This is a genomic window from Gelidibacter gilvus (assembly GCF_004115975.1).
GTDB classification, from domain to species: Bacteria; Bacteroidota; Bacteroidia; order Flavobacteriales; family Flavobacteriaceae; genus Gelidibacter; species Gelidibacter gilvus.
The window spans coordinates 925,760-950,886 of record NZ_SDDZ01000001.1; the positions used below are offsets into that span (position 1 = coordinate 925,760).

A 25,127-nucleotide genomic window follows, 5' to 3' on the forward strand; every position below is an offset into this window, starting at 1 on the left:
GAAAATTCATTTAAATCTTCAAAAACACTCCGCGAAAACTCGGCGTATCTCTGTGGAATAACCATTCTAGAATTCATGACATTCTCTGCCGTCCATTAATTGTAAATAACTTCTGAGCACTCCGTTTTCCAAACCCTCAAATAATAAGTACCTTAGCAGTCCTGATATTCAGGTCAAAAATACCATTTAAAAACACAACTCCATTGGCAAAAAAAGTAAAAAAGGAAACACCGTTAATGAAACAATACAATGCTATAAAAGCAAAGTATCCTGATGCCTTATTGCTTTTTAGGGTGGGCGACTTTTATGAAACCTTTGGACAAGATGCGGTGAAAGCTTCTAAAATTTTGGACATTATTTTGACCAAACGAGGTGCTGGAAGCGACAGTGAAACGGAACTTGCAGGATTTCCGCACCACTCTATAAATACTTATTTACCAAAATTGGTCAAAGCCGGTTGCCGTGTTGCCATTTGCGACCAATTGGAGGACCCTAAGCAAGCAATAGGTATTGTAAAACGTGGGGTTACGGAATTGGTAACGCCTGGAGTGGCTTTGAATGATGATATTTTACATTCAAAATCCAATAACTTCTTGGCCGCCGTCTGTTTTGGTGCTTCGACAAGCTCAGCAACCAATAAACTTATTGGCGTTTCTTTTTTAGACGTGTCTACGGGCGAATTTCTGATATCCCAAGGGAATGCTGAATATGTAGATAAATTACTTCAAAATTTCAGGCCGAGTGAAGTTCTAATTTCAAAGCCAAAGCGCAATGCGTTTAAAGATACTTTTGGCACTGATTTCCATACATTTTACATGGAAGATTGGGTGTTTCAAGATGATTATGCCACGGAGACCTTGCTCAAGCATTTTCAAACAAAATCCTTGAAAGGTTTTGGAATTGAAGAGTTATATGAAGGCATTGTGGCTTCAGGAGCCGTATTGCACTATTTGAGTGAAACCCAACATCATAGGTTACAGCATATTACCACCATTCAGCGTATTACCAAAAATGATCACGTCTGGATGGATCGGTTCACTATTAGAAATCTGGAGTTGTATCAATCTTACAATCAAAACGCAGTGACCTTGATTGATGTGATTGATCGGACCATTTCACCCATGGGTGGACGTTTGTTAAAACGATGGTTGGCATTGCCGCTCATTGATCTGGATAAAATTAATCAGCGTCATGAAGTAGTACAGTTTTTCTTGGACGATGCCGTCATTCTGAAGAAAATTCAGAATCAGATCAAATATATCAATGATATTGAGCGGTTGATTTCAAAGGTTGCGACCGTTAAAATTTCTCCTAGAGAAGTCGTACAATTAAAAAATGCCTTAGAAGCCATTGTGCCCATAAAAGCACTCACGCAAAAAACCGATAATAAAGCCTTGCAACATATTGGTGATAGTTTGGAGCTATGTGAAGAGTTGCGCCAACGCATCAAAGCCACATTGAATGAAGAGGCACCCGTAAACATATTAAAGGGGGATACCATTTCTTCTAATTTTTCTTCAGAATTGAAAGAACTGAGATCTTTATCCACTTCTGGGAAAGACTATTTGGATGCGATGTTGCAGCGTGAAAGCGAAATCACTGGCATCACGTCACTTAAAATCGCCTCCAATAACGTATATGGTTATTATATAGAAGTGCGCCACAGTCATCGGGATAAAGTGCCTGAACATTGGATCAGAAAACAAACCTTGGTTAATGCTGAGCGTTATATCACGGAAGAGTTAAAAGAATACGAAACAAAAATCCTTGGTGCGGAGGAGCGTATTTTAGCGATTGAGCAACAACTATTTTCTGAATTGGTGTTATGGATCGGTCAATTTATTAAACCGGTCCAAAAAAACTCAGCCTTAATCGCCCAATTGGATTGTTTATGTGGATTTGCCCAATTGGCTTTTGAAAATAGATACACACGTCCAGAAATCAACGAGACTTTCGCTTTAGATATCAAAAACGGAAGGCATCCCGTTATTGAAAAGCAATTGCCGCTCGGGGAACCTTATATTGCCAATGATGTTTATTTAGACAGGGAAAAGCAACAAATCATCATGATAACCGGACCGAACATGTCTGGTAAGTCGGCTATTTTAAGACAAACCGCTTTAATCGTTTTATTGGCACAAATGGGAAGTTTCGTTCCCGCCGAGCATGCCATTATAGGATTGACCGATAAAATATTTACTAGGGTAGGGGCGAGTGATAATATCTCGATGGGGGAATCTACTTTTATGGTGGAGATGAATGAAACGGCTTCTATTCTGAATAATATCTCTGAGAGAAGTTTGGTCTTGTTGGATGAAATTGGTCGTGGTACAAGTACTTATGACGGTATTTCGATTGCATGGGCCATAAGTGAGTATTTGCACGAGCACCCAAGTAAGCCCAAAACCTTATTTGCGACGCATTACCACGAGTTGAATGAGATGACTGAAACCTTCGTGCGGATCAAAAATTTCAACGTGTCCGTTAAAGAATTAAAAAATAATGTACTATTCTTAAGAAAGTTGGTTGAAGGCGGCAGCCAACACAGTTTTGGAATCCATGTGGCTAAAATGGCAGGAATGCCACAGCAAGTCATTCATCGTGCGAATAAAATCTTGAAGCAATTAGAAAAATCGCATAGTAGTGAAGAGTTGACCAATAAGGTGCGTACTCTTGAAAACGACATGCAATTGAGCTTTTTTAATTTAGATGATCCTTTATTAGAGCAGATTAAAGAAGAAATTGTCAATATCGATATTGACGTTCTGACCCCAGTTGAAGCTCTTATGAAACTGAATGAAATTAAGCGTATGTTGTTGAAAAAGAAACGCGCATAAAAAAAACGACTTTTTTTGTTCAAAAGGCTTTGCAATTCTAAGAAATGTATTAAATTTGCCCTCGCAATCCGATAGGCGTCGGACGACGTTCTTTAATTTAATTGCACTAACGCGAAAATAGCTCAGTTGGTAGAGCGCCACCTTGCCAAGGTGGAGGTCGCGGGTTCGAATCCCGTTTTTCGCTCAATACCAAAAAAGCAAGAGTATGGATTCCGCAGCTGCGGGACGTTGTTTTAAAGCAATGAATACTTTGTGCATTTGCTCAAGTGGTGGAATCGGTAGACACGCCGGACTTAAAATCCTGTGTCCATTAGGACGTGCGGGTTCAAGTCCCGCCTTGAGTACTAAGCCTTGATAATCAATAGATTATCAGGGTTTTTTGTTTTATATAGGAATCAAAAAAAAAGACCCACCAAATTGACGGGTCTTTTTTTTAACCTAACTCCAAATTAGTTATCGTCGCCAACAACTTCTTTTGCAGCGCTATCCACAGCTTTGCCTGCTTCTTTAACTTCCTTGGCGGCATTGTCAATCGCTTTTCCGGCTTTTTCTAAGGCACCTTCTGTTTTTGCGGGAACTTTTTCAACTTCCTTTTCAATAATGATAACTGAATCTTCTTTTTTATCTGTATCTCTACATGAAGTAAATGATAAGCCTAGCGCGAGCACCATGGCAGAACTAAATAGTAATTTTTTCATTATGATTATTTTAGTGTTTATTAATAACTCGAATTTATAAAATTCTATAGCAACTCTCGAGTGATGTTGCTAGTCTAACTACGAAGATAGCTCATAATTTGGATCACTGCGCCTTTGTTGTTTTTAATAAAGTCGCGATTTAAATGTCCAAGTGCTTTTCTTTCTTCAGCATTTTTAATTAATCGATCCAGCGAATCCTGAAGTTCCTCCTTGTTTTTTATGGAAATGACACCGCCATTTGCTATCATTTCAAAGGCTTCAGGGAATTTCTCGTAATTTTTTCCAATGAGTATCGGCACGCCAAAAACCGCTGGTTCCAAGATGTTATGAAGTCCAGTTTGACCCATCCCTCCACCAACATAAGCGATATCGGCATAACTATAAATCTTGCTCAAAACACCAATAGTATCGACTATAAAAACTTCAAATTCCGAAAGGTTTTGATCGTCTTTTTTTGAAAATAGCACGGTTTTCTTATTAAGCTGCTTCGCAAATTGATCAATTTGATTGTTCTTAATATTATGGGGTGCAATAATGAATTTCACATTATTTGATGTCCTAGAATTGATATACTCAGTAAATAAATCTTCATCCTCGGGCCAAGAACTTCCTATGACAACACAGAGCTTTCCATCTCTGAAATCTTCAATATATGAGAGTTTATTGTCCTGCTGGAGTTGATCAGAAACCCGGTCATACCGTGTGTCTCCTGCAAGGGTGACATTATTGAAATGAGCTGAATTCAGTAAAACCATCGAGTTTTCATCTTGCACAAAAATATGTTCGAACGTACTTAAAGCATCCCGCATCATTTTACCGTAAAACTGAAAATAAGATTGTTCTTTTCTGAAAACGGCAGAAATCAGAATGGCTCTTAAGTTTCGCTTTTTCAATTCGCTGAGGTAATTCGGCCAAATTTCATATTTCACAAAGATGGTCAGTTCCGGATTCACCAGTTTTACAAAACGCTTTGCATTTTTTTTAGTGTCCATTGGAAGATAAACCACCACATCCGCAACGTCAGTGTTTTTACGGACTTCATAACCTGAAGGGGAGAAGAATGTCAATACGATTTTATGCTGTGGGTTTTCCGCTCTCAGTTGTTTGAAAATGGGAAGGCCTTGCTCATATTCACCAAGCGATGCACAATGGAACCAAAAGGTTTGATCATGACTTGATAGGTGTTCTTCTAAAATTTTAAATGTCTTTGAGCGGCCATCAACACCCGATTTAATTTTTTTATTAAAAAAAGCGAGAATTTTGAGAGAAAATTCGGCGATATACAGTGCTATGTTGTAGAGTGGCTTCAAGAAGAATGATTTCCGCTAAAATACATTTCTTTCTATTAGGTTACTTTAAAACCACCGGGGAATTTTTGCTGTTTCATATAGATATCACGCCTATTTGTTCATTAAAAATGAAATTAAACCTTTAGGAATGATTGGTATAAGCGGCACAATTTTGTAATTTCGTTACCTAATAAATCCACAGGGTTTTAAAGTATCAATTCTATATATAACTAGATGAAAAAAATACAAATGGTTGATCTTAAGGGTCAATATCAGAAAATTAAGGATGTTGTTGATGCGTCTATTGCAGAGGTTCTTGACACTACGGCTTATATTAATGGACCGCAAGTACATCTATTTCAGAAAAATTTAGAAAACTATCTTGATGTCAAGCACGTCATTCCTTGTGCAAACGGTACAGACGCTTTGCAAATAGCCATGATGGGATTGGATTTAAAACCTGGAGACGAGGTTATTACTGCCGATTTTACATTTGCCGCCACGGTTGAGGTTATTGCTTTATTGCAGTTAACGCCAGTTTTGGTGGATGTGGATCCAAAGACGTTTAATATTGATGTTGAAGCTATAAAGAAAGCCATCACACCAAATACCAAAGCGATCGTTCCAGTGCATTTATTTGGACAATGCGCCAATATGGAAGCAATCATGGAAATTGCTGAAGAACACAATTTATATGTTATTGAGGATAATGCGCAGGCAATCGGAGCAACATATACCTATAGCGATGGTAGAAAAGCGAAAATTGGTACGATTGGCCACGTGGCTTCCACCTCATTTTTTCCTTCTAAAAACTTAGGATGTTACGGTGATGGCGGTGCCATTTTCACCAATGATGATGACTTGGCACATAAATTAAGAGGAATTGTGAATCATGGGATGTATGAGCGCTACCATCATGATGTGGTGGGCGTAAATTCGCGATTGGATTCTATCCAAGCGGCTGTTTTAAACACCAAATTGGAGCATTTAAATAGTTATAATGCTGCCCGATTGAAAGCTGCGAATGCTTACGATAAAGCTTTTGAAGGCCATGAGAATATAGTAGTTCCTTTCAGGGAAGGTGCTGAAGATAATCATGTATTCCATCAATATACACTGAAAGTAAAAGACACGAATCGTGATGCTTTGGTCAAACATTTAAATGACAACGGCATTCCTTGCGGTGTTTATTACCCCATTCCACTGCATCTCCAAAAAGCGTATAAAGATTCGAGATATAAGGAGGAAGATTTTGTCGTCACGAATCAGTTGGTGAAAGAAGTCATTTCTTTGCCTATGCATACCGAATTGGATGCGGATCAGATTGAATTCATAACATCTACAGTTATTAATTTTGTAAATTCAAATTCATAAATGAAAAAGGTTTTAGTAACAGGTGGTCTAGGTTTTATTGGTTCACATACGGTTGTTGAATTGCAACAAAAGGGTTTTGAAGTGGTCATTATTGACGATCTTTCTAACTCTTCAATCGATGTTTTGGCCGGAATTACTGCGATTACAGGGAAAGCGCCAGCTTTTGAAAAGTTAGATTTAAAGGAGAAATCCAAAGTGGAAGCATTTTTTGGCAAACATCAGGATATCGTTGGCGTCATTCATTTTGCGGCAAGTAAGGCTGTAGGAGAGAGTGTTGAAAAACCATTGCTATATTATGAAAACAACATCAACACCTTGGTGTATGTTCTTAAATCATTACTGCATTTACCAACCCAAAACTTTATTTTCAGTTCCTCCTGTACGGTTTATGGACAGGCAGACCAGATGCCAATTACCGAATCGGCTCCCATAAAAATGGCAGAGTCGCCTTATGGGAATACCAAACAAATTGGAGAAGAAATAATCAAGGATACGTGCAAGGTCAATTCCACTTTAAATGCGATTGCCCTTCGATATTTTAATCCGATAGGCGCCCATAGCAGTATCAAAATAGGTGAATTGCCGATTGGTGTACCACAAAACTTGGTGCCTTTTATCACTCAAACCGCTGCAGGTTTACGCAAGGAACTTTCCGTTTTTGGAGATGATTATCCAACACCAGATGGCACCTGTATCAGAGACTATATTCATGTGGTCGATTTGGCAAAGGCTCATGTGGTGGCATTGGAAAGATTAGTTGGTAAAAATAACGCCTCAAATTATGAGATTTTTAATTTGGGAACCGGAAAAGGCAGTTCCGTATTAGAAGCGATACAATCCTTTGAAAAGGTTTCAGGACAAAAATTGAATTACAAGTTTGCTCCAAGACGTGAAGGTGATGTTATTCAGGCTTATGCCGATACAACAAAAGCCAACGCCGAATTGGGTTGGAAAGCCGAAAGCAATTTGGACGATGCCTTGTTATCTGCTTGGAAATGGGAAAAACATCTCAGAAATATATAAAATCACAACCATGAAAAAAGCACTTCTCTTCTGTAGCCTTTTAATCAGTACGCTATTAATTGGCCAAAACACCTATTTGCATTGCGGAAAATTGATTGATACCAAGGAAGGGAAAGTTCTGACCAATAAAACAATTATTGTTTCAGGAAAGAAGATCATAGCTATTGAAGATGGTTTTTCGTCGCCTAAATCGGGTGACGATGTTGTCATTGATTTGAAGTCGAAAACGGTTATGCCTGGACTGATTGATATGCACGTTCATATTGAGAGTGAAACCAATCCGGCAGCCTATCTTCAAAAGTACACCCTCAATGAGGCTGATATTGCCTTTAATGCGCAGCACTTTGCGAATGTCACTTTGATGTCAGGTTTTACCACGGTTAGAGATTTGGGCGGTTCAGGTGTAAATGTGGCTTTGCGCAATGCAGTCAATGCAGGAAAGCTTGACGGTCCAAGAATTTTTACTTCTGAAAAATCTTTGGCGACCACAGGCGGCCATGCCGATCCAACTAATGGTGCCAAAAAGGAGCTCATGGGTGATCCCGGACCAAAGGAAGGTGTGGTGAATAGTGTTGAAGATGCTAGAAAAGCAGTACGCCAACGCTATAAAAATGGTGCCGATTGGATAAAAATCACAGCAACTGGTGGGGTTTTGAGTGTCGCCAAAAGCGGACAAAATCCACAATTTACTGTAGAAGAAATAAGAGCGATTAGTGATGCCGCAAAAGACTATGGTATGAATGTCGCTGCCCATGCACATGGTGATGAAGGCATGCAACGCGCTATCCTTGGTGGTGTGAAAACCATTGAACACGGTACGTTTATGAGTGATGAAACCATGGAGCTCATGAAAAAGCATGATGTGTATTTGGTGCCAACGATTATTGCCGGAAAAACAGTGACGGAAAACGCCAAAATCCCTAATTATTATCCTCAAGTGATTGTTGTAAAAGCTTTGGATATTGGTCCAAGAATGCAAGACATGTTTGCCAGAGCTTATAAAAAAGGTGTTGGAATTGGGTTTGGAACAGACGCAGGTGTATTTGCCCATGGTCAAAATGCTAAGGAGTTTGGGTATATGGTGGAAGCAGGAATGCCGGCAATTAAAGCGATCCAAAGTGCCACAGTAACGAATGCGATGTTGTTGAAAATGGAAAATGAAATCGGGCAATTAAAAGGCGGATATTTAGCGGATATTGTCGCTACAAATGACGATCCAACAGAGCATATTGATACTCTGAACACTATCGTATTTGTGATGAAAGAAGGCAAAATATACAAACAATAGCCTTTTTTATCATTAAACATGTCCTAACCATACACGGATTCAGCTGTTAATATGGCAATAAAATCCCTTAATAATTATTGGTGTCATAATTAACAGGTTGATAAACATGGTTTTAACAGGAATTATTTGGATGTTTCCCTATCAATTCGTTTCTTTGTAGTCAATGATCATTGAATAAATGATGAAATGGGCCTAATAAATTCTATCCAATAGAACTTTGTATGGCGAATGGATTTGACCGTTAAAAAACAAAAGATAAAACAAATGAAACTGTTTAGTATTAAAAGAGAAACAAAAGCTGAAGGACGATTTACACCAAAAATGGGAGCTTTAGAAACAAAGGTAACTTACATTAAAAAGCAATTTTTAAGTATTCCTTACAAAACTCTTCATAAATATAGAGAAACCTATTATGGAGAAGTCAAGGATTGTGAAGATTGTAACCTTGCAAATTAGATAAATATTAAAATATATAAGCCTCATGAAAAATGAGGCTTTTTTTATGCGTTTGCTTTTTCTAATTTTTTCTGTTTAAAACTGGCAATAATCAGAAGGATCATTCCAAAGCTGACGGACATATCGGCAACGTTAAAAATGCCGGTTCTGAACACACCGCCCAAATCGATATGAAAAAAATCGGTCACAGATCCGTACATAAACCGATCAAATACATTGGCAATTCCGCCACCCACGATGCAACAAAATGCAATAAGGCTTAATCTGTCCAAGGTTTTGTTGGTGATGATATAATATATGACCCCACCCAATACAATGACGGGCAGAATCAATAATAAGATCCATTTTAAAGTTGGGCTCAATTCACTTCCCATACCTAAAAATGCGCCAGAGTTTTCAACTTTGGTCATAATAAAGGTATCGCCTATGACTTCAATAACTTCATTGGTTGCAATTTTTCCCCTAACAATGATTTTTGAAATTTGATCTATTGCAATATTGGCAACAATCAATAAGATGATGCTTAAGGTTCTTGATAATTTCATTGATTATAAATTAGGTGTGAACGTTGCAGCAGCTGTTTGTGCTTCTCTGTTGATTTTTTTGACCAAGCCCTGCAATACATTGCCAGGACCTACTTCGGTGAATAGAAGCGCGCCATCGGCAATCATTTGTTGAACCGATTGGGTCCAACGTACCGGTGCAGTCAATTGCGATATTAAATTTGCTTTAATCTCATTTTCATCGATTACTGCATTAGCCGTAACATTCTGATAAATTGGGCAATTGGGTTTGCTGAACGGTGTGTTTTCAATTGCTGCCGCTAATTCTTCACGTGCTGGTTCCATAAGTGGTGAATGGAAAGCACCACCAACTGGCAATACCAATGCTCTTCTTGCGCCGGCTTCTTTCATGGCCTCACAAGCACGGTTGATCGCATCTACTTCACCAGAAATAACCAATTGACCAGGACAATTATAGTTTGCTGCCACAACAATACCTTCTGTTTTAGCGCATATGTCTTCAACAATAGCATCTTCCAAACCTAAAACTGCTGCCATAGTACTAGGTGTCAGTTCGCAGGCTTTTTGCATTGCCAAGGCACGTTGTGAAACTAATTTAAGACCGTCTTCAAAGGATAATGCACCATTGGCAACCAATGCCGAGAATTCTCCTAAAGAGTGTCCTGCAACCATATCAGGTTTAAATTGATCGCCTAAAGTTTTGGCTAAAATTACCGAATGTAAAAAAATAGCAGGTTGGGTTACTTTAGTTTCCTTAAGATCTTCCGCAGAACCTTCAAACATGATGTCTGTAATACGAAATCCTAAAATAGCGTTAGCTTTTTCGAAAAGTTCTTTTGCTAAGGTTGAGTTTTCATAAAGGTCCAATCCCATTCCTGTAAATTGGGCACCTTGACCTGGAAATATGTATGCATTCATTTTTTTGTCAATTTTTAGATGTGCAAAAATAGGAATTATTTTTTTAGAGGAGGCCATACTTCCTTATGAGAGGCAAATCGCCCTATAATTACAGACGATTTTGAGAGATATCTACATTGAGATGTAGAAAAACCTTAACTGTTGTCAATCGATTTAATAATCTTAGCGGGATTACCACCTATCACCACATCATCTGGAAAACTTTTAGTGACCACAGATCCTGCTGCAACGACCACATTATTGCCAATAATTACTCCTGGACAAATTGTAGCATTGCCACCTATCCAAACATTATTTCCTATGGTAATTGGTTTTGCATATTCCACACCGCTGTTGCGTGCTTTGTATTCCAAAGGATGGGTTGCTGTATAAATTTGAACATTGGGACCAAACATCGTATTGTCACCGATTTTTACAATGCTGACATCCAAAATGCAACAGTTGTAGTTCATATAAACATGGTCACCTAATTGAATATTGTACCCATAATCACAATAAAACGGCGGTTCGATGTATAAATTTCGAGGTTTGCTTTCGAGAAGTTCTTCTAGTAATTGCGTTCTGTTTTCCTTTTCATCGGGATGTGATTTGTTGTACTCACCAAAAGTAGTTCGCGCGTGTCTTCGATCTTCTACTAATTGCACATCCGATGGATTGTACAGTTCTCCCGAAATCATTTTTTCTTTTTCTGTCATATTCTAATATTTACCAAATGGGTCTTTTGCCCGACCAACTTAGATATTCAAAATCCAAAATCCAAAATCCAAATTCGAAATTCCAAATCCCAAATTCCAAGTTTCGTTCGTCCATTGTTAATCAAAAATCATCAACCCGCCCGTACCGCCCTCTTGGCCGAATCCATTCGGGCAGGAAAAGGCATGTTCGGGCTGGTCGTTAATCGTTAATCAGAAATCGTCAATCAACAATCCCACATGCCGCTTCCGCACAGCGTTCACCATCCATTGCCGCCGAAACAATTCCACCTGCATAACCGCCGCCTTCACCACAAGGGAAGAGATTTGAAATTTGTGGATGTTCCAGACGTTCGTTTCTTGGAATACTCACCGGAGATGAAGTCCGTGATTCCACTCCAATCACATTGGCTTCTTCTGTATAATAGCCTTTCATTTTTTCACCGAATATTTTAAATCCGTTGCGCAGGCTGCCGCCAATAAGTTTGGGTAATAAAGAATGTAATGGCGCCGACTTTAATCCAGGTTGATAGGAACTCGGGTTGAGGTCTGCAGAAAGTTTGCCTTCCACAAAATCTGTGAGACGTTGCGCTGGTGCGGTTTGGGTTCTGCCACCAGCGTTAAAAGCCAACTGCTCTAAATCCTTTTGATATTCCAAAGCTTTAAAAACTCCAAAATGTTCGTACTTATATAAATCTTTATGGGCATTAATTTCAACTACGATACCTGAATTTGCAAACTGGTTGTTTCGTTTGGATGGTGACATCCCATTTAAGACCACCTCACCATTTGCTGTGGCTGAAGGCACAATAAACCCACCAGGACACATGCAAAATGAATAGACGCCTCTTCCGTTCACTTGCTCCACAAGGCTGTAAGAGGCGGCTGGTAATAAGTCATCACGATCTCCACTGCAACTATATTGAATGGAATCAATGATGTGCTGTGGATGTTCCACACGAACGCCCATAGCAAAGGACTTGGCTTCGAGAGCAATGTTCTTTTCATAAAGCAGATAATAAATATCCCTTGCAGAATGCCCTGTAGCTAAAATTACCTTATCAACATCCATCGCTTCACCATTTTGAAGTACAAGGGTCTTGATAGTATTGTCTTTTATAACAAAGTCGGTGACTTTAGTGTCAAAGTGGACTTCACCACCATGATTTATGATGGTTTCACGAACATTCTGAACCACTTTAGGCAGTTTGTTAGTGCCGATATGTGGATGGGCATCAACTAAAATTTGATCCGTAGCACCATGAAAGACGAGATTCTCAAAAATACGACGGACATCGCCTCGTTTTAAGCTTCTGGTGTATAATTTACCATCGCTGTAGGTGCCGGCACCACCTTCTCCAAAACAATAGTTGGAATCTTCATTTACAAAATGATCTTGATTGATGGCTTTCAGATCGCGACGTCTGTCCTGAACATTTTTACCACGTTCCAGAACAATCGGTCTAAATCCCAATTCTACACAACGCAATGCGGCGTACATTCCGGCAGGTCCAAAACCTATAATATGTATGGATTTTGCTTTGGATACATCGCGATAATCAAAGTGATAAGCAGAAGTTTCAGGAACAGGTTCGTTGATGTAAACCGCTACTTTATAATTAAAAATAATCTGCTTCTTTCGGGCATCGATGGACTTTCGAAGCACTTTAATACCCGAAATCTTAGCTTCTGAAATACCAAGAACTTTAGCACTTTTTCGTGTTAAAATATTAGGGTGCTTTTCCTCTAAGAGGGTTACACGAAGCTGAATGTCTTTTATCATGACGCAAAATTAATTAAAAAGCAATTAGGATAGGGGTGGAGGAAGTTTTATTCTTTGATCCGTACTTATGCCTCTTTATTCTCCATTTGAGACGTAGTGAACGGAATTGTGGGAGCTAAGAACTAACGAATATGCTCCAGCAATGACGCCGCCAAAAAGGCCTAAAAACGCCCAAAGTATAAATTTTCGGCTGAATAAAAACGGGTTGAACCGAATGGGCTGATCGAGAATATTAAGGTAGGTGACTAACTTTCTTCTTCTTTTAAGCTTCACTTTTTAGTTTTTATCTTCTTTGGTAAGTAATGAATGAAAAAGAATGCTTGTGGTTCTCATCTTTATCATTAAAGATGTTTTGAATTTCTGTCCAGACTGAGGTATCAATTTTTGGAAAAAAAGTATCCCCATCAAAACGTTCATGAACTCTGGTCAATTCTATTTTATCGGCATAAGGCATTGCTTGCTTGTATATTTCGCCACCACCAATGATAAAAGGTTGCGAATCATTTTTAGCAGCATCCAAAGCGTCCTCTAAATTATGAACAACAATTACACCAGAAGGAACTGAAAAATTCTGTTGGCGACTAATGACAATGTGTGTTCGGTTGGGAAGCGGCTTACCGAAACTCTGAAAGGTCTTTCGACCCATGATGATGCAGTGATTTGAGGTCAGGCTTTTAAAACGTTTTAAATCATCACTCAAATGCCAAATCAATTGATTGTCCTTGCCAATGACATCATTTTCTGCAGCGGCAGCGATAAGGGTTAAGTTTTTATGAACTTTCGTTTTTTTTTCAATAAGCGTGGTGGCTTCTAAAGGATATTCCTTTTCAACCTCTGCCTGAAGTTTTGAAATGCGTTCTTTTTGTTTGGCCACCAATTTATTCAGTTGTGCATCTTCCCATGCCTTGCCCATAAATTTATGGGTGATGAACACATTAAAAAGATGGAAAACAAAAAGAAATAACCAGGCAAAAATTGCAAATACGAACCAATCCAATCCCCATATTTTGGTTTGTTCTCCTAAGCCAATAACGGTGTTTAAAAAGATAAGGAAAAGTGCGCCTATTAAGAAGATCACAAAATGGTAGTATAAACGTTTTTTCTGCTTGATTCTGCGTTGCGAAGTTTCAATGAGCTCCAATTGCTCTTTGTCTATTTTGTTTACAGGTCTTTTCTTGCCAAACATGATATTGAAATTTTATGTAAAGTTAGTTTTTTTTGATGAAATGATTAATTCAAACCCGCGATCTTTAAAATAAGTCCTTAATAAAACAGATTTAAAGGCAAATGTATTGATAATCAGTGCGAAAGAAAATTTAAAACACTGATAATACAATAACATAAAGTAAGTTTCATTAACAAGTTGAAATAATTTGAAACATATTCTTATGAAAATGATAAATCTTTGGTTGTGCGGTGGTTAAATAATTTAAATTGTTAAAATATCCTTATATTTGCGCCAAAATTAATTAATTTGAATTATGGCAATTACAAAACAATACTTAAAAAGTAAACCTATTTGCAAAGTGACTTTTTCGGTACCTGCTGAAGACGCTAAAAAAGTAAGTGTTTTAGGAACTTTTAATGAGTGGAATGAGAAAAAAGCGTTGCAGCTTAAGAAACTAAAGAACGGAACTTTTAAAGGCTCTATAGATTTAGAAAAAGACAACTCTTATGAGTTTAGATATCTTGTAGATGGCACTTTTATAAATGAGGAGGCAGCTGATGCCTACAAAACCAATGAATTTGGAGGAGAAAATGCAGTTTTGAAACTGTAACAGATTCTTGAAGTAAAATAGAAAAGGCGTTTTCCAACTGGAAATCGCCTTTTTTATTTTAAACACTATCTAAGACCTTCGAATTTCACTAGTGTGTTTATTTGCTGCCATTATCTTATTGGAATTTGAACGCGATGGATCAATCATTCAGATTTCTTGTGGATTTAAAATAGTCACCTTAAACCGCCACAACCCCTTTAATATGTGGGTGAGGATTGTAATCTTCCAATGTGAAATCTTCAAATTTAAAGTCGAAGATATCTTTGACATCAGGGTTTAGTTTCATTTTTGGAAGCGGTCTGAGGTCGCGTGACAATTGCAGCTCCAGCTGTTCCATATGGTTGTTGTAAATGTGCGCATCTCCAAACGTATGGATAAAATCTCCTGCTTCATAGCCGCATACTTGCGCCATCATCATCGTGAAAAGTGCATAGGAGCCAATATTAAAAGGAACCCCTAAAAAGATATCGGCACTGCGCTGATACAGTTGACAGGAAAGTTTTCCATCGGCGACATAAAATTGAAAAAAAGCATGGCAAGGAGGAAGTGCCGCTTTACCATTGGAAACATTCTCTGAAAATGATTTCGAAGTATCAGGTAATACTGAAGGATTCCAAGCAGAAACCAACATGCGACGACTATTGGGATTGTTTTTAAGCGTGTCTACGACGTCCTTTATCTGATCAATCTCATCATTGTTCCAGTTACGCCATTGATGTCCGTAAACGGGTCCCAGGTCCCCATTTTCATCCGCCCATTCGTTCCAGATCCTAACCCCATTATCGTTGAGGTAATTGATGTTGGTATCGCCTTTTAAAAACCAGAGCAACTCATAAATGATGGATTTTAAATGGAGTTTTTTGGTCGTGATCATTGGGAAACCTTCACTTAGATCAAAACGCATTTGATATCCAAATACACTTTTGGTCCCGGTTCCGGTACGGTCCCCCTTTTGGGTGCCGTTTTCTATGACATGCTTTACGAGGTCGTGATATTGTTTCATGCTAACTTCCCACGAAAGTGGGAATCTTATTAATTAAACGTTCATTTTTCTTAAAAGCCAAAATTAAAGAAAGTTACGAACTTCTCGAAGGGATATGTGTATTAGTTTAAAGTGCCTAAAGTATATAGGCTTGGTCGAATGGTTTTCCCCTTTGGGGAAATGTCCGAAGGACAATCGGCATTTTACCCAATGATCATGCCCGCAATAGTAGCAGACAATAATGATGCAATAGTTCCTCCGATAAGGGCTTTCATTCCAAATTCAGATAAGGTCTTGCGTTGTCCCGGAGCCAAAGATCCGATGCCGCCAATTTGAATGCCGATGGATGCAAAGTTTGCAAATCCACATAACATATAAGTGGCCATAATGATTGATTTTTCAAACTTCAGATGGGTTACACTCGCAACATTTTTGAGTTCAGCCAATTGGATATAGCCAACAAATTCACTCGCCACCAATTTGATGCCCAGCAATTGTCCCATAAGTGCCGTGTCTTCTTTGGCAACACCTATAAGCCACATTAGAGGTGATAAAATATACCCTAGAATAAATTCCAATGACAATGCCACATAGGGTGTGTTATTGGCTATTAATGTATTTAAACCGGTCACATTTCCGAGCTTGCCAAAGCCATAGTTGATCATCGCTATAAAAGCAATAAAAACCAACAGCATGGCGCCTACATTAGCTGCTAATTTTAATCCCTCGGTAGTTCCATTGGCAATGGCATCTAAAATATTAGAACCAATATTCTCTTGTGAAACCTCAATTTCAGTATTGATCGGCTTTTGCTGTGGGTATAACATTTTTGAAATCACAATGGCACCAGGAGCAGCCATAACAGAAGCAGTCAATAAATGCTTGGCATAAAATAATTTAAGAGCTTCGTCTTCGCCACCTAAAAATCCGATATATGCTGCCAATACACCGCCAGCAACCGTGGCCATTCCACCAATCATGACTAAAAGAATTTCAGATTTGGTCATCTTTTCCAGATAGGCCTTGATCATTAAAGGTGCTTCAGTTTGACCTAAAAAGATATTTCCGGCAACACTTAAACTTTCAGCACCTGAAATTTTTAAGAGCTTGGTCAATACCCAAGCCATACCTGCCACTACTTTTTGAATGACTCCTAAATAAAACAAGACGGACGTTAAGGCGGAAAAGAAAATGATGGTTGGCAATACCTGAAACAAAAAGATAAATCCAAAGCTGCTGATGTCCATCATTCCTCCAAGTAAAAATTCACTTCCTGCCTGGGTAAATTCCAAGACCTTAACAAACATCTTTCCAACAATTTCGAATGCTTTTTGGATAATTGGAACTTTTAAAACTCCAATGGCCAATAACAATTGTGCTGCGAGTCCGAAACCAATAGTTTTCCAGTTGATGGCTTTTCTGTTTTGACTCAAAATAAACGATAGCATTAGCAATACAAACATCCCTAAAGCACCACGGAGCAAACTGGACATCGTAAAACCTTGACTGGGAGTAATGCTACTTGTGGCCGCTGCCGTGACCAATGCTGTGTCTTGCGCGGTGGAAAAAACATAACTCACCTCTTTTTCTTGAAGGACTAATGTTGAATCGGTTAACGTTTGAATTTTGAAGCGCTTAATGACTTCGGAAGGATCATCATAGTATAATACCAGCAGTTTATTTTGGGTAATATAATTGCCTTTGGTGGCACTGCTATCTTTCGACTTTAAATAGAAGACAAAGTCGCCATTGTTAAGGCTTAGACCATCAGTCTCTGAATTGATGTTGTAAAGATTGACGCCTTGATTATTCTGGACTGCTTCAATCTGCCATTTCTTTTCTATGCTTTGTGCTAATGTGGTTGTTACTCCAAAAAAAATAGCTGTAAAAGCTAAAAAGAAATGTTTCATCTGATAGATCGTTTAGCGTTTGGAAATTTCATCTCTTAACTTTGCAGCCAGCTCATAATCTTCGCTTAAGACTGCTTGTTCCAATAAAGAATGAAGTTCTGCAAGAGTTTTGATTTTTAAATCATCTTGAATGGTAGATTCTATTTCTTCAGCTACCAAATCGTCCAGAAGGATGCTATCTTGTTGTTCCTCATCTTTTTGAGGATTTACTTTGAGATAGATTCCAGCTTTGTCCAAAATGTTTTTATAAGTGAAAATTGGTGCCTGAAAACGAAGTGCTAAAGCAATAGCGTCACTGGTTCGTGCGTCTATGATTTCCTCTATTTTATCGCGTTCGCAGATTAAACTGGAATAAAACACACCATCTACCAATTTATGAATGATGACCTGTTTGACAATAATATCAAAACGATCAGCGAAATTTTTAAAAAGATCATGGGTTAATGGACGAGGAGGACGAATTTCCTTTTCGAGAGCAATGGCAATAGATTGCGCCTCAAATGCTCCAATGACAATTGGGAGTTTGCGATCGCCATCTACTTCATTCAAAATCAGGGCGTACGCACCATTTTGCGTTTGGCTATAGGATATTCCCTTTATGTTCAATCGGACTAAACTCATATAAAATAAAAAACAAATAACTGCTTAAATTAGGACTTTACCAACTGTGGTCATCATATTTTTTTGGGAAGTTCCCCAGAGAAAAAAGTTTATGAAAATTTTTGCCACAAATACATGAACCCTTTTTCAGGTTTTTAGTCATGTATTTATGGCAACTATTTTAAGTAACAGTCGCTTTGCTGCTACAAGTTAAGAAATTTAAGCGTTTTGTGCCTTAAATTCCTTTAATTTTTCTGTGAGTTTTGGAACCACTTCAAATGCATCGCCAACGATACCGTAGTCTGCAGCTTTGAAAAATGGAGCTTCAGGATCGGTATTGATCACTACTTTTACTTTAGAGGCGTTGATGCCTGCCAAGTGTTGGATAGCTCCAGAAATGCCAATGGCAATATATAAGTTTGCCGCTACAGGTTTTCCGGTTTGACCTACGTGCTCTCCATGAGGTCTCCAACCTAGGTCGGAAACTGGTTTTGAGCAGGCTGTTGCTGCGCCCAAAACTTTAGCTAAATCTTCAATCATTCCCCAATTTTCTGGGCCTTTCAATCCGCGTCCAGCAGAAACCACAATTTCGGCATCCGCAATCGTTACGGTGTTGGTAGCTTTGTCAACTGAGTCTACGTGAACTCCGTTTTCTGGAATGGATGGTGAAAAATCTTCGGCAGTTGCACTAGAAGAATTTTCCTTTAATCCGAAGGCATTTTTCGAAACCCCAACAATTTTGACATCGGTGTCAATCGTTGAAAAGATAAATGCTTTATTGGTGAAAGCGGTACGTTTAACTGTAAATGGTGAAGCACTTGTTGGCGCGTCAACCACATTGGAGGCATATCCTGCATCTAATCCAACCGCCAATAATGGCGCCAAGTATTTGCTGTCTGCACTTGAACTCACCACAACTACTTTGGTGCCTTCTTTTTCAGCTGCTTGCTTGATAATGTTGGCGTAGGTTTTCGCATTAAAAGCATCCAATTTTGAGTCTTTTACTTTTAATACTTTATCAACGCCATAAGTTCCCAATTCTGAAATATCATCGGCGTTAATTGTAATGGCAGTGACCGTCGTACCCATTTGGTCGGCAACGGCTTTTGCATAAGAAGCCACTTCAAAAGCAACTTTCTTGAATTTTCCTTCTTCTGATTCTGTATATACTAAAACTGACATAATTTTTCCCCTCTAGCTCCCCCGAAAGGGGAGAACATATTCCTACGAGAGGTCATAGGCTTTTATAGGTTTAACTTTTTTTCGAGTACTCATTCCCCTGCTTCTAAGGGGTTAGGGGAGGATTTATATCACCTTCGCCTCATTATGAAGCAAACTCACCAATTCATCCAGATTATCAGGAGATATCATTTTTACGGCACCTCTTGGTTCTGGTTTTTCAAACTTAACTGTTGATGTTTCTTTGGTAGCGTCAACCGGCTCTAAAACGTTTAAAGGTTTTTGACGTGCCTGCATAATTCCTCTCATGTTCGGAATTCGCAAATCACTCTCTTCCACCAATCCTTTTTGACCACCTATTACTAGAGGTAAGGTTGTAGAAACAGTTTCTTTTCCGCCGTCAATTTCTCTCATGGCTTTGGCGTTTGTACCATCTACTTCAAGACTGATGCAGTTGGTTACAAAGTTGGCACCAATTAATTCCGCTAACATTCCTGGAACCATGGACCCATTATAATCAATAGACTCACGGCCGGCAATGATCAAATCATAGCCCCCATCTTTGACGACATGCGCTAATTGCTTGGCAACTGCAAAACCATCGGTAGCAGGGGTGTTAACGCGAATGGCGGTATCCGCACCAATAGCTAATGCTTTACGTAAAGTAGGTTCGGTTTCTGGACCACCAACGTTAACAACGTCCACAGTAGCACCTTGTTTTTCCTTAAACCACATGGCGCGGGTTAAACCAAATTCATCATTCGGATTGATGACAAATTGCACACCATTAGTGTCAAGTTTGGTGTCTCCATCAGTGAAATTAATCTTTGAAGTCGTATCAGGTACGTGGCTAATACATACAAGTATTTTCATGTTTTGTAATTTTATACATTAATAGTTATGTGGAAGAATGCTGGAAACTGCCACTAAAAACTGCTTTCAATTTGAATAGGATACGAAGTTAATTATTTTAGATGACATTTTTACTATGCGTGCATAATAAATTTTATTAAAATACATTTTTTATTGATTTCCTTCTAAATGCGAGAAAATTTTGGAAGATTTCTTTTGACTACTTAAGGATGAGCACTTGAAAAGCTAAACTTTTTAGATTAACTCTGATTTTTATATCGATTTATTTTGGGTAGGAAAGGGGTCTGGAACTAATTCAGATTAAACGTACTGTTAAAACAGGCTCTTAAAATAATGTGTTTTCATTATACACGCTGTGTTCGTAAGAAACCATTAAAAATTTTTAACGCCTATACCGTGGAAACTGGGTGAATTTACCGGTAGTTAAATCTGTGATTTTCATAAATATAAAGATCTTTAAGGGGTTCCTATTTATTCACTTAAAAATGTTGTTATTTTATTATCAATAATTGTTACTTTTGCTACTCGATTTAAAACATTAACTAAAAAAGTTCTTCCCTTTGGGGCGACGGCGCAAAATGTACTGTTCAAGCTAGAGTGAAGCGAAGATGTGAATGAAGACTATTCAATTTAGAGAAGCTATCTGTGAAGCCATGAGCGAAGAAATGCGTCGTGATGAGACCGTTTATTTGATGGGTGAGGAAGTTGCAGAATATAATGGTGCTTATAAAGCATCAAAAGGGATGTTGGACGAGTTTGGTGCCAAACGTGTTATTGATACGCCAATTGCAGAACTTGGTTTTGCCGGGATAGCTATTGGTTCCACAATGACTGGTTGCCGCCCAATTGTTGAATATATGACCTTTAACTTCTGTTTGGTTGGGATTGATCAAATTATAAACAACGCTGCCAAAATCAGACAAATGTCCGGTGGACAGTTTCCATGTCCTATTGTTTTTAGAGGACCAACGGCGTCTGCTGGTCAGTTGGGAGCAACACACTCCCAGGCTTTTGAAAACTGGTTTGCAAATACTCCAGGATTGAAAGTAGTCGTGCCATCTAATCCTTATGATGCAAAAGGACTTTTGAAATCGGCTATTCGTGATAACGATCCAGTTATTTTTATGGAAAGTGAGCAAATGTATGGCGACAAAGGGGAAGTTCCAGAAGGTGAATATACCATTCCATTAGGTGTTGCAGAAGTGAAGCGTGAAGGTACCGATGTAACGATTGTTTCTTTTGGAAAAATTATTAAAGAAGCTTTCAAAGCTGCTGAGGAATTGGAAAAAGAAGGGATTTCATGTGAAATCATCGATTTAAGAACGGTGCGTCCTTTGGATAAGGAAACCATTTTAAAGTCAGTAAAGAAAACGAACAGATTAGTGGTTTTGGAAGAGGCTTGGCCTTTCGGGAACATCTCTACAGAAATAACCTATATTGTCCAATCAGAAGCTTTTGATTATTTGGATGCTCCTGTTGTAAAGATCAATACAGCTGATACCCCTGCACCATATTCACCAAACCTTTTTAAAGAATGGTTGCCTAATAGTGATGAGGTGGTAAAAGCCGTTAAAAAAGTAATGTATAAATAAATCGCTGCCCGATAGCTATCGGGATGGCGTTATCATAACTTCATTGACACTAGTGTTGATGAAGTTTTTTGTCTTATGAACCTAAATCTTCGAATCCTACTTTTTTTCTTCGGAATGTGTTCCGCCTTCTCCCAAACCAAAGTCAGTGGTTATGTGTTTGATGAGAACAATGTTTCCGTTGCCTACGCCAATGTGCTTTTTAAAGGGTCCACAGAGGGTACCATTACCAATGAAGACGGTCGTTTCTACTTAGAATCTGGCAGCACTTACGATACGCTCATCATCTCCTTTATAGGGTATGAAACCTTAGAAATTCCGCTGACAAAGAAAGTCAATTACGATTTGAAATTCATCTTAAAGGAAGATGCTGGTCAATTGGATGAAGTTTTTATTGTTACCGGAAGACAATCCAAAAAAGAGAGTGAAAACCCTGCCATTGCCATCTTAAAGAAAATTTGGGAACGCAAACGCCAAAACGGATTGCGCCAATTTAAGCAGTATGAGTATGACAAATACGAAAAAGTAGAGTTTGATATCAATACCATTGACAGCGCGTTGATCAAAAGCAAGTTGTTTAGGGGGATGGAGTTTGTCTTTGACCAAGTGGATACCAGTAGAGTGACCGGAAAGACCTACCTGCCCATATTTATCAACGAAGCACGGAGCAAAGTGTATGGAGATAATTTGAAAAATAAGGAAAAAGCGGAGTTAAAAGGGAATAAAAACTCAGGATTTAGCAATAACCAGATCATAATTGATTTTGTGGATGATCTTTATTCTGATTTCGATATTTACGATAACTATCTCAAATTTTTTGATAAAAGCTTTGTGAGTCCGTTGTCAAAAACGGGCATCAACACCTATAATTATGTGCTTTCTGATAGTACGTTCATTGAGGGAAAATGGTGTTATAACATCATCTATTATCCAAGACGAAAAAATGAACTGACTTTTAAGGGCGATTTTTGGGTTAATGATACCACCTTCGCCATTAAGGAAATTAATATGCAGGCCTCAAAAAGCGCGAATATTAATTGGGTGAAGGAAATTTATATAGAACAAGAATTTGAAGTCCTTAATGATTCTGTATTCTTGATCAAGCGCGATTACTTCATGTCGGATTTTGCCTTTAATAAAAAGGAAAAATCGCGAGGTATTTATGGAAAGCGGACCACGCTTTACGATAATTATGCCTTTGATATTCCTAAAGACGAGAAGTTTTACAGCAAAGAAGTGTATAGCTATAACGAAGATGTCTATAATCGGGATGATACTTTTTGGGAACAGAATCGAATGGAAGCCTTGAGTCAGGATGAAAAGGGCGTCTATAAAATGCTGGACACGCTAAAAACCGTGAAAAAGTTTAAACGGTTATACGATATAGGAAGTATTCTGGGCTCAGGATATGTTGAGTTTACGGATATCAATTTTGATTATGGTCCCATTTTTTCCACGTTTGGCTTCAATGATGTTGAGGGCATTCGCCTAAGAACTGGCGGGAGAACCTATTTTGGTCCTAACGATCTGTGGCGTCTGGAAGGTTTTATGGCTTACGGATTTAAAGATGATAAATTCAAATATGGTCTTTCTGGAAAATGGCTGATGGACAAGAGAAACCGATTCATCATTTCCGTTGGACACAGGCGCGATGTCGAACAAATAGGTGTTAACTTAACCTCATCCACAGATATTTTAGGACGGAGTTTGGCCTCATCTGCATTGTTTGGGACAAGCACCAATGATAAGTTGACCAACGTCAATCTAACTACTGTAGCCATCGAACTAGAGCCTGTAAGAAACCTTGAATTCAGACTGAGCGGCACCTACAAAACCTTAGTGTCGGCATCCGATACATTCAGCTTGGATTTTTACACTGACGAAACGCGAACTACAACAGAATCCGAGATTCATCAGTATGAAAATTCTTTTTCTGTCTCTTACTTTCCAGGACGTAAAATGACTGGGTTTGGTGTGGAGCGTCGAATCTCAAATGATGGGTTTCCAAGTTTGTTTGCACAGGTTACACGAGGTGATAAGTCGATTTTGAACAGTGATTTTGACTATACCAAATTGCAGTTTTCTTATATTCAACCATGGCATATCGGTGCCTACGGAAGGTTAACGACTACATTTGAAGCTGGTAAAACGTTTGGCGAAGTGCCTTTGGGACTTTTAAATGTTGTGCCTGGTAACCAATCTTATTTTTCTATTTACAATTCCTTTTCGCAATTGGACTACTATGAGTTTGTTACTGATACTTACACTTCCTTACATTTAGAACATAATTTCAACGGTCGATTTTTCTCAAGAATTCCGTTCTTGCGAAAGTTAAATCTCCGTGAAATCGTAGGAATTAGAGGCGTATGGGGAGAAGTTTCGCAAGCCAACAGAGATTTGAATGCCTCGGGATTAACCTATCTGGCCCCTACAGACAAAATCTATTATGAATATAGCGTCGGGGTAGGGAATATCTTCAAGGTTTTCCGAATCGACTTTAACTTTAGAGGCAACTATCTCGATACCCCTGAAGCTCGTGATTTTGGGATTACAGGAAGTTTTGGGTTTAATTTTTAATTCATCACCAAAACTATCTGTCTTAGTTAATTTGCTATATAATACGTAACGGAAACTACCTCCATAGACTCTGGGGCTCCAACATCTGGATTAAAAGGATATTCTTGGTCATAAGTTAAAGTACAACTGGAATTGGCCGCAATGTTATGACATGGCACTGAAGCCAAATTAGAATAATTACCAATAAATTCCATGTTGTCTCCACCTGGTCGTATAGTTAAATACGCTACGCCTTCTACAGCATAATTATTGGGGTTATTGAGTTTAATCTCAAATTTCAGACGTGACGTCTTATTTTCGGTATCCGTAGTAAACGTGAAATATAACACCTCATACGTGAAGTTTTTTAATTCAGGAGGTCCGGTATCTTCAGGCGCAACGAAGTCACATGGCACTTCTTCATTAACATAATAACGGTTAAGTGTGTTTTTCTCAAGAGCGTAATGAGGCATTTCTATGGTTTTTGTACAGTCATCATCCTTTGAGCTACAGCTTGTGCTTATAACAGTTAGCATTAGTAGTATTAAAAAAATTGTTGTTTTTGTCATGAGATTTGGAGTTTGTTGTATTATTTAAAACCGTGTTGTCAACTGTCTAATGTAGCAAATAAATTAACCTATCGTGTTATCTTTTATCTAACTTTTTACTCTTAGAATTGATCCCTTGTCCATTAATAGATGTTAAACCTTAGTACGCTTCAACTTAGTTCACAAAATATTGATGTCAATGGCAATATAGCGATTTGGCACCCTTTAAA

21 protein-coding genes and 2 tRNA genes are annotated in these 25,127 nt (G+C 38.5%); 10 read left to right on the forward strand and 13 right to left on the reverse strand.

The annotated features are described in order from the left end of the window. Positions 1 to 203 precede the first annotated feature (203 nt). From mutS to ESZ48_RS03905, 3 genes are all read left to right on the forward strand, one after another. The gene (gene mutS / locus ESZ48_RS03895; protein WP_129015978.1) at positions 204 to 2,837 is read left to right on the forward strand and encodes a DNA mismatch repair protein MutS; all 2,634 of its coding nucleotides are present in this window, start codon (positions 204 to 206) and stop codon (positions 2,835 to 2,837) included. Positions 2,838 to 2,948: 111 nt separating this feature from the next. Further along, a tRNA-Gly gene (locus ESZ48_RS03900) sits at positions 2,949 to 3,021 on the forward strand. Positions 3,022 to 3,097: 76 nt separating this feature from the next. Next, a tRNA-Leu gene (locus ESZ48_RS03905) sits at positions 3,098 to 3,181 on the forward strand. 105 nt (positions 3,182 to 3,286) lie between these two features. Here the strand turns inward: ESZ48_RS03905 and ESZ48_RS03910 are convergent. Together ESZ48_RS03910 and ESZ48_RS03915 are read right to left on the reverse strand one after the other, a co-directional pair. After that, positions 3,287 to 3,535 carry a hypothetical protein gene (locus ESZ48_RS03910; protein ID WP_129015979.1) on the reverse strand — a complete coding sequence of 83 codons (249 nt, stop codon included), beginning with the start codon at positions 3,533 to 3,535 and terminating at the stop codon, positions 3,287 to 3,289. Between the two features lie 74 nt (positions 3,536 to 3,609). Further along, the gene (locus ESZ48_RS03915; RefSeq protein WP_129015980.1) at positions 3,610 to 4,845 is read right to left on the reverse strand and encodes a 3-deoxy-D-manno-octulosonic acid transferase; all 1,236 of its coding nucleotides are present in this window, start codon (positions 4,843 to 4,845) and stop codon (positions 3,610 to 3,612) included. A gap of 213 nt (positions 4,846 to 5,058) precedes the next feature. Here ESZ48_RS03915 and ESZ48_RS03920 point away from each other — a divergent pair, with 213 nt between their 5' ends. The 4 genes from ESZ48_RS03920 to ESZ48_RS03935 all read left to right on the forward strand — a co-directional run bounded on the left by ESZ48_RS03920 (position 5,059) and on the right by ESZ48_RS03935 (position 8,965). Beyond that, entirely contained in the window at positions 5,059 to 6,198 is a 1,140-nt protein-coding gene (locus tag ESZ48_RS03920) for a DegT/DnrJ/EryC1/StrS family aminotransferase (RefSeq protein ID WP_129015981.1), read from the forward strand. After that, positions 6,199 to 7,221: a UDP-glucose 4-epimerase GalE gene (gene galE / locus ESZ48_RS03925; protein ID WP_129015982.1), complete on the forward strand. Its 1,023-nt coding sequence runs from the start codon at positions 6,199 to 6,201 to the stop codon at positions 7,219 to 7,221. It abuts the gene before it with no gap. A gap of 10 nt (positions 7,222 to 7,231) precedes the next feature. Further along, complete coding sequence (locus tag ESZ48_RS03930) at positions 7,232 to 8,509, forward strand: metal-dependent hydrolase family protein (RefSeq protein WP_129015983.1); 1,278 nt, start codon at positions 7,232 to 7,234, stop codon at positions 8,507 to 8,509. 264 nt (positions 8,510 to 8,773) lie between these two features. Further along, complete coding sequence (locus ESZ48_RS03935) at positions 8,774 to 8,965, forward strand: hypothetical protein (RefSeq protein ID WP_129016068.1); 192 nt, start codon at positions 8,774 to 8,776, stop codon at positions 8,963 to 8,965. Positions 8,966 to 9,009: 44 nt separating this feature from the next. On the opposite strand, the gene lspA is transcribed toward ESZ48_RS03935, so the two are convergent. The 5 genes from lspA to ESZ48_RS03965 all read right to left on the reverse strand — a co-directional run bounded on the left by lspA (position 9,010) and on the right by ESZ48_RS03965 (position 14,068). Then, the gene (gene lspA / locus ESZ48_RS03940; protein WP_129015984.1) at positions 9,010 to 9,510 is read right to left on the reverse strand and encodes a signal peptidase II; all 501 of its coding nucleotides are present in this window, start codon (positions 9,508 to 9,510) and stop codon (positions 9,010 to 9,012) included. Between the two features lie 3 nt (positions 9,511 to 9,513). After that, positions 9,514 to 10,407, reverse strand: a complete 894-nt coding sequence (gene fabD / locus ESZ48_RS03945; protein WP_129015985.1) for an ACP S-malonyltransferase — start codon at positions 10,405 to 10,407, stop codon at positions 9,514 to 9,516. Positions 10,408 to 10,541: 134 nt separating this feature from the next. Further along, positions 10,542 to 11,102, reverse strand: coding sequence for a sugar O-acetyltransferase (locus tag ESZ48_RS03950; protein WP_129015986.1), 561 nt, complete (start codon positions 11,100 to 11,102; stop codon positions 10,542 to 10,544). 220 nt (positions 11,103 to 11,322) lie between these two features. After that, positions 11,323 to 12,882 (reverse strand): NAD(P)/FAD-dependent oxidoreductase, encoded by a 1,560-nt coding sequence (locus ESZ48_RS03955; protein WP_129015987.1) that lies wholly within the window; start codon positions 12,880 to 12,882, stop codon positions 11,323 to 11,325. A 283-nt stretch (positions 12,883 to 13,165) separates the two neighbouring features. Then, positions 13,166 to 14,068 carry a dihydrofolate reductase gene (locus ESZ48_RS03965; protein WP_129015988.1) on the reverse strand — a complete coding sequence of 301 codons (903 nt, stop codon included), beginning with the start codon at positions 14,066 to 14,068 and terminating at the stop codon, positions 13,166 to 13,168. Positions 14,069 to 14,363: 295 nt separating this feature from the next. On the opposite strand from ESZ48_RS03965, the gene ESZ48_RS03970 reads away from it, so the two are divergent. After that, on the forward strand, positions 14,364 to 14,660 hold the full coding sequence (locus tag ESZ48_RS03970) for an isoamylase early set domain-containing protein (RefSeq protein WP_129015989.1): 297 nt from the start codon (positions 14,364 to 14,366) through the stop codon (positions 14,658 to 14,660). A gap of 178 nt (positions 14,661 to 14,838) precedes the next feature. Here ESZ48_RS03970 and ESZ48_RS03975 read toward each other — a convergent pair whose 3' ends face one another. The 5 genes from ESZ48_RS03975 to ESZ48_RS03995 all read right to left on the reverse strand — a co-directional run bounded on the left by ESZ48_RS03975 (position 14,839) and on the right by ESZ48_RS03995 (position 20,204). After that, positions 14,839 to 15,663 (reverse strand): thymidylate synthase, encoded by an 825-nt coding sequence (locus ESZ48_RS03975; protein WP_129015990.1) that lies wholly within the window; start codon positions 15,661 to 15,663, stop codon positions 14,839 to 14,841. A gap of 182 nt (positions 15,664 to 15,845) precedes the next feature. Then, positions 15,846 to 17,552, reverse strand: a complete 1,707-nt coding sequence (locus tag ESZ48_RS03980) for a nucleoside transporter C-terminal domain-containing protein (RefSeq protein ID WP_129015991.1) — start codon at positions 17,550 to 17,552, stop codon at positions 15,846 to 15,848. Positions 17,553 to 17,564: 12 nt separating this feature from the next. Further along, positions 17,565 to 18,173 carry a bifunctional nuclease family protein gene (locus tag ESZ48_RS03985; protein WP_129015992.1) on the reverse strand — a complete coding sequence of 203 codons (609 nt, stop codon included), beginning with the start codon at positions 18,171 to 18,173 and terminating at the stop codon, positions 17,565 to 17,567. Between the two features lie 198 nt (positions 18,174 to 18,371). Beyond that, positions 18,372 to 19,334: an electron transfer flavoprotein subunit alpha/FixB family protein gene (locus ESZ48_RS03990; RefSeq protein ID WP_129015993.1), complete on the reverse strand. Its 963-nt coding sequence runs from the start codon at positions 19,332 to 19,334 to the stop codon at positions 18,372 to 18,374. Between the two features lie 123 nt (positions 19,335 to 19,457). After that, positions 19,458 to 20,204 carry an electron transfer flavoprotein subunit beta/FixA family protein gene (locus tag ESZ48_RS03995; protein WP_129015994.1) on the reverse strand — a complete coding sequence of 249 codons (747 nt, stop codon included), beginning with the start codon at positions 20,202 to 20,204 and terminating at the stop codon, positions 19,458 to 19,460. A 614-nt stretch (positions 20,205 to 20,818) separates the two neighbouring features. Here ESZ48_RS03995 and ESZ48_RS04000 point away from each other — a divergent pair. Together ESZ48_RS04000 and ESZ48_RS04005 are read left to right on the forward strand one after the other, a co-directional pair. Further along, entirely contained in the window at positions 20,819 to 21,796 is a 978-nt protein-coding gene (locus ESZ48_RS04000) for a pyruvate dehydrogenase complex E1 component subunit beta (RefSeq protein ID WP_129015995.1), read from the forward strand. A gap of 75 nt (positions 21,797 to 21,871) precedes the next feature. Then, on the forward strand, positions 21,872 to 24,370 hold the full coding sequence (locus tag ESZ48_RS04005; RefSeq protein WP_129015996.1) for a DUF5686 and carboxypeptidase-like regulatory domain-containing protein: 2,499 nt from the start codon (positions 21,872 to 21,874) through the stop codon (positions 24,368 to 24,370). 26 nt (positions 24,371 to 24,396) lie between these two features. On the opposite strand, the gene ESZ48_RS04010 is transcribed toward ESZ48_RS04005, so the two are convergent. After that, the gene (locus tag ESZ48_RS04010) at positions 24,397 to 24,885 is read right to left on the reverse strand and encodes a hypothetical protein (protein WP_129015997.1); all 489 of its coding nucleotides are present in this window, start codon (positions 24,883 to 24,885) and stop codon (positions 24,397 to 24,399) included. Positions 24,886 to 25,127: the final 242 nt, after the last annotated feature.

Excerpts from the sequence above, each read along its gene's own strand:
- ESZ48_RS03910 (WP_129015979.1), bottom strand. The coding sequence starts at position 3,535 with ATGAAAAAATTACTATTTAGTTCTGCCATGGTGCTCGCGCTAGGCTTA.
- ESZ48_RS03920 (WP_129015981.1), top strand. The coding sequence starts at position 5,059 with ATGAAAAAAATACAAATGGTTGATCTTAAGGGTCAATATCAGAAAATT.
- galE (WP_129015982.1), top strand. The coding sequence starts at position 6,199 with ATGAAAAAGGTTTTAGTAACAGGTGGTCTAGGTTTTATTGGTTCACAT.
- ESZ48_RS03930 (WP_129015983.1), top strand. The coding sequence starts at position 7,232 with ATGAAAAAAGCACTTCTCTTCTGTAGCCTTTTAATCAGTACGCTATTA.
- ESZ48_RS03935 (WP_129016068.1), top strand. The coding sequence starts at position 8,774 with ATGAAACTGTTTAGTATTAAAAGAGAAACAAAAGCTGAAGGACGATTT.
- lspA (WP_129015984.1), bottom strand. The coding sequence starts at position 9,510 with ATGAAATTATCAAGAACCTTAAGCATCATCTTATTGATTGTTGCCAAT.
- fabD (WP_129015985.1), bottom strand. The coding sequence starts at position 10,407 with ATGAATGCATACATATTTCCAGGTCAAGGTGCCCAATTTACAGGAATG.
- ESZ48_RS03950 (WP_129015986.1), bottom strand. The coding sequence starts at position 11,102 with ATGACAGAAAAAGAAAAAATGATTTCGGGAGAACTGTACAATCCATCG.
- ESZ48_RS03955 (WP_129015987.1), bottom strand. The coding sequence starts at position 12,882 with ATGATAAAAGACATTCAGCTTCGTGTAACCCTCTTAGAGGAAAAGCAC.
- ESZ48_RS03965 (WP_129015988.1), bottom strand. The coding sequence starts at position 14,068 with ATGTTTGGCAAGAAAAGACCTGTAAACAAAATAGACAAAGAGCAATTG.
- ESZ48_RS03970 (WP_129015989.1), top strand. The coding sequence starts at position 14,364 with ATGGCAATTACAAAACAATACTTAAAAAGTAAACCTATTTGCAAAGTG.
- ESZ48_RS03975 (WP_129015990.1), bottom strand. The coding sequence starts at position 15,663 with ATGAAACAATATCACGACCTCGTAAAGCATGTCATAGAAAACGGCACC.
- ESZ48_RS03980 (WP_129015991.1), bottom strand. The coding sequence starts at position 17,552 with ATGAAACATTTCTTTTTAGCTTTTACAGCTATTTTTTTTGGAGTAACA.
- ESZ48_RS03985 (WP_129015992.1), bottom strand. The coding sequence starts at position 18,173 with ATGAGTTTAGTCCGATTGAACATAAAGGGAATATCCTATAGCCAAACG.
- ESZ48_RS03990 (WP_129015993.1), bottom strand. The coding sequence starts at position 19,334 with ATGTCAGTTTTAGTATATACAGAATCAGAAGAAGGAAAATTCAAGAAA.
- ESZ48_RS03995 (WP_129015994.1), bottom strand. The coding sequence starts at position 20,204 with ATGAAAATACTTGTATGTATTAGCCACGTACCTGATACGACTTCAAAG.
- ESZ48_RS04000 (WP_129015995.1), top strand. The coding sequence starts at position 20,819 with ATGAAGACTATTCAATTTAGAGAAGCTATCTGTGAAGCCATGAGCGAA.
- ESZ48_RS04005 (WP_129015996.1), top strand. The coding sequence starts at position 21,872 with ATGAACCTAAATCTTCGAATCCTACTTTTTTTCTTCGGAATGTGTTCC.
- ESZ48_RS04010 (WP_129015997.1), bottom strand. The coding sequence starts at position 24,885 with ATGCTAACTGTTATAAGCACAAGCTGTAGCTCAAAGGATGATGACTGT.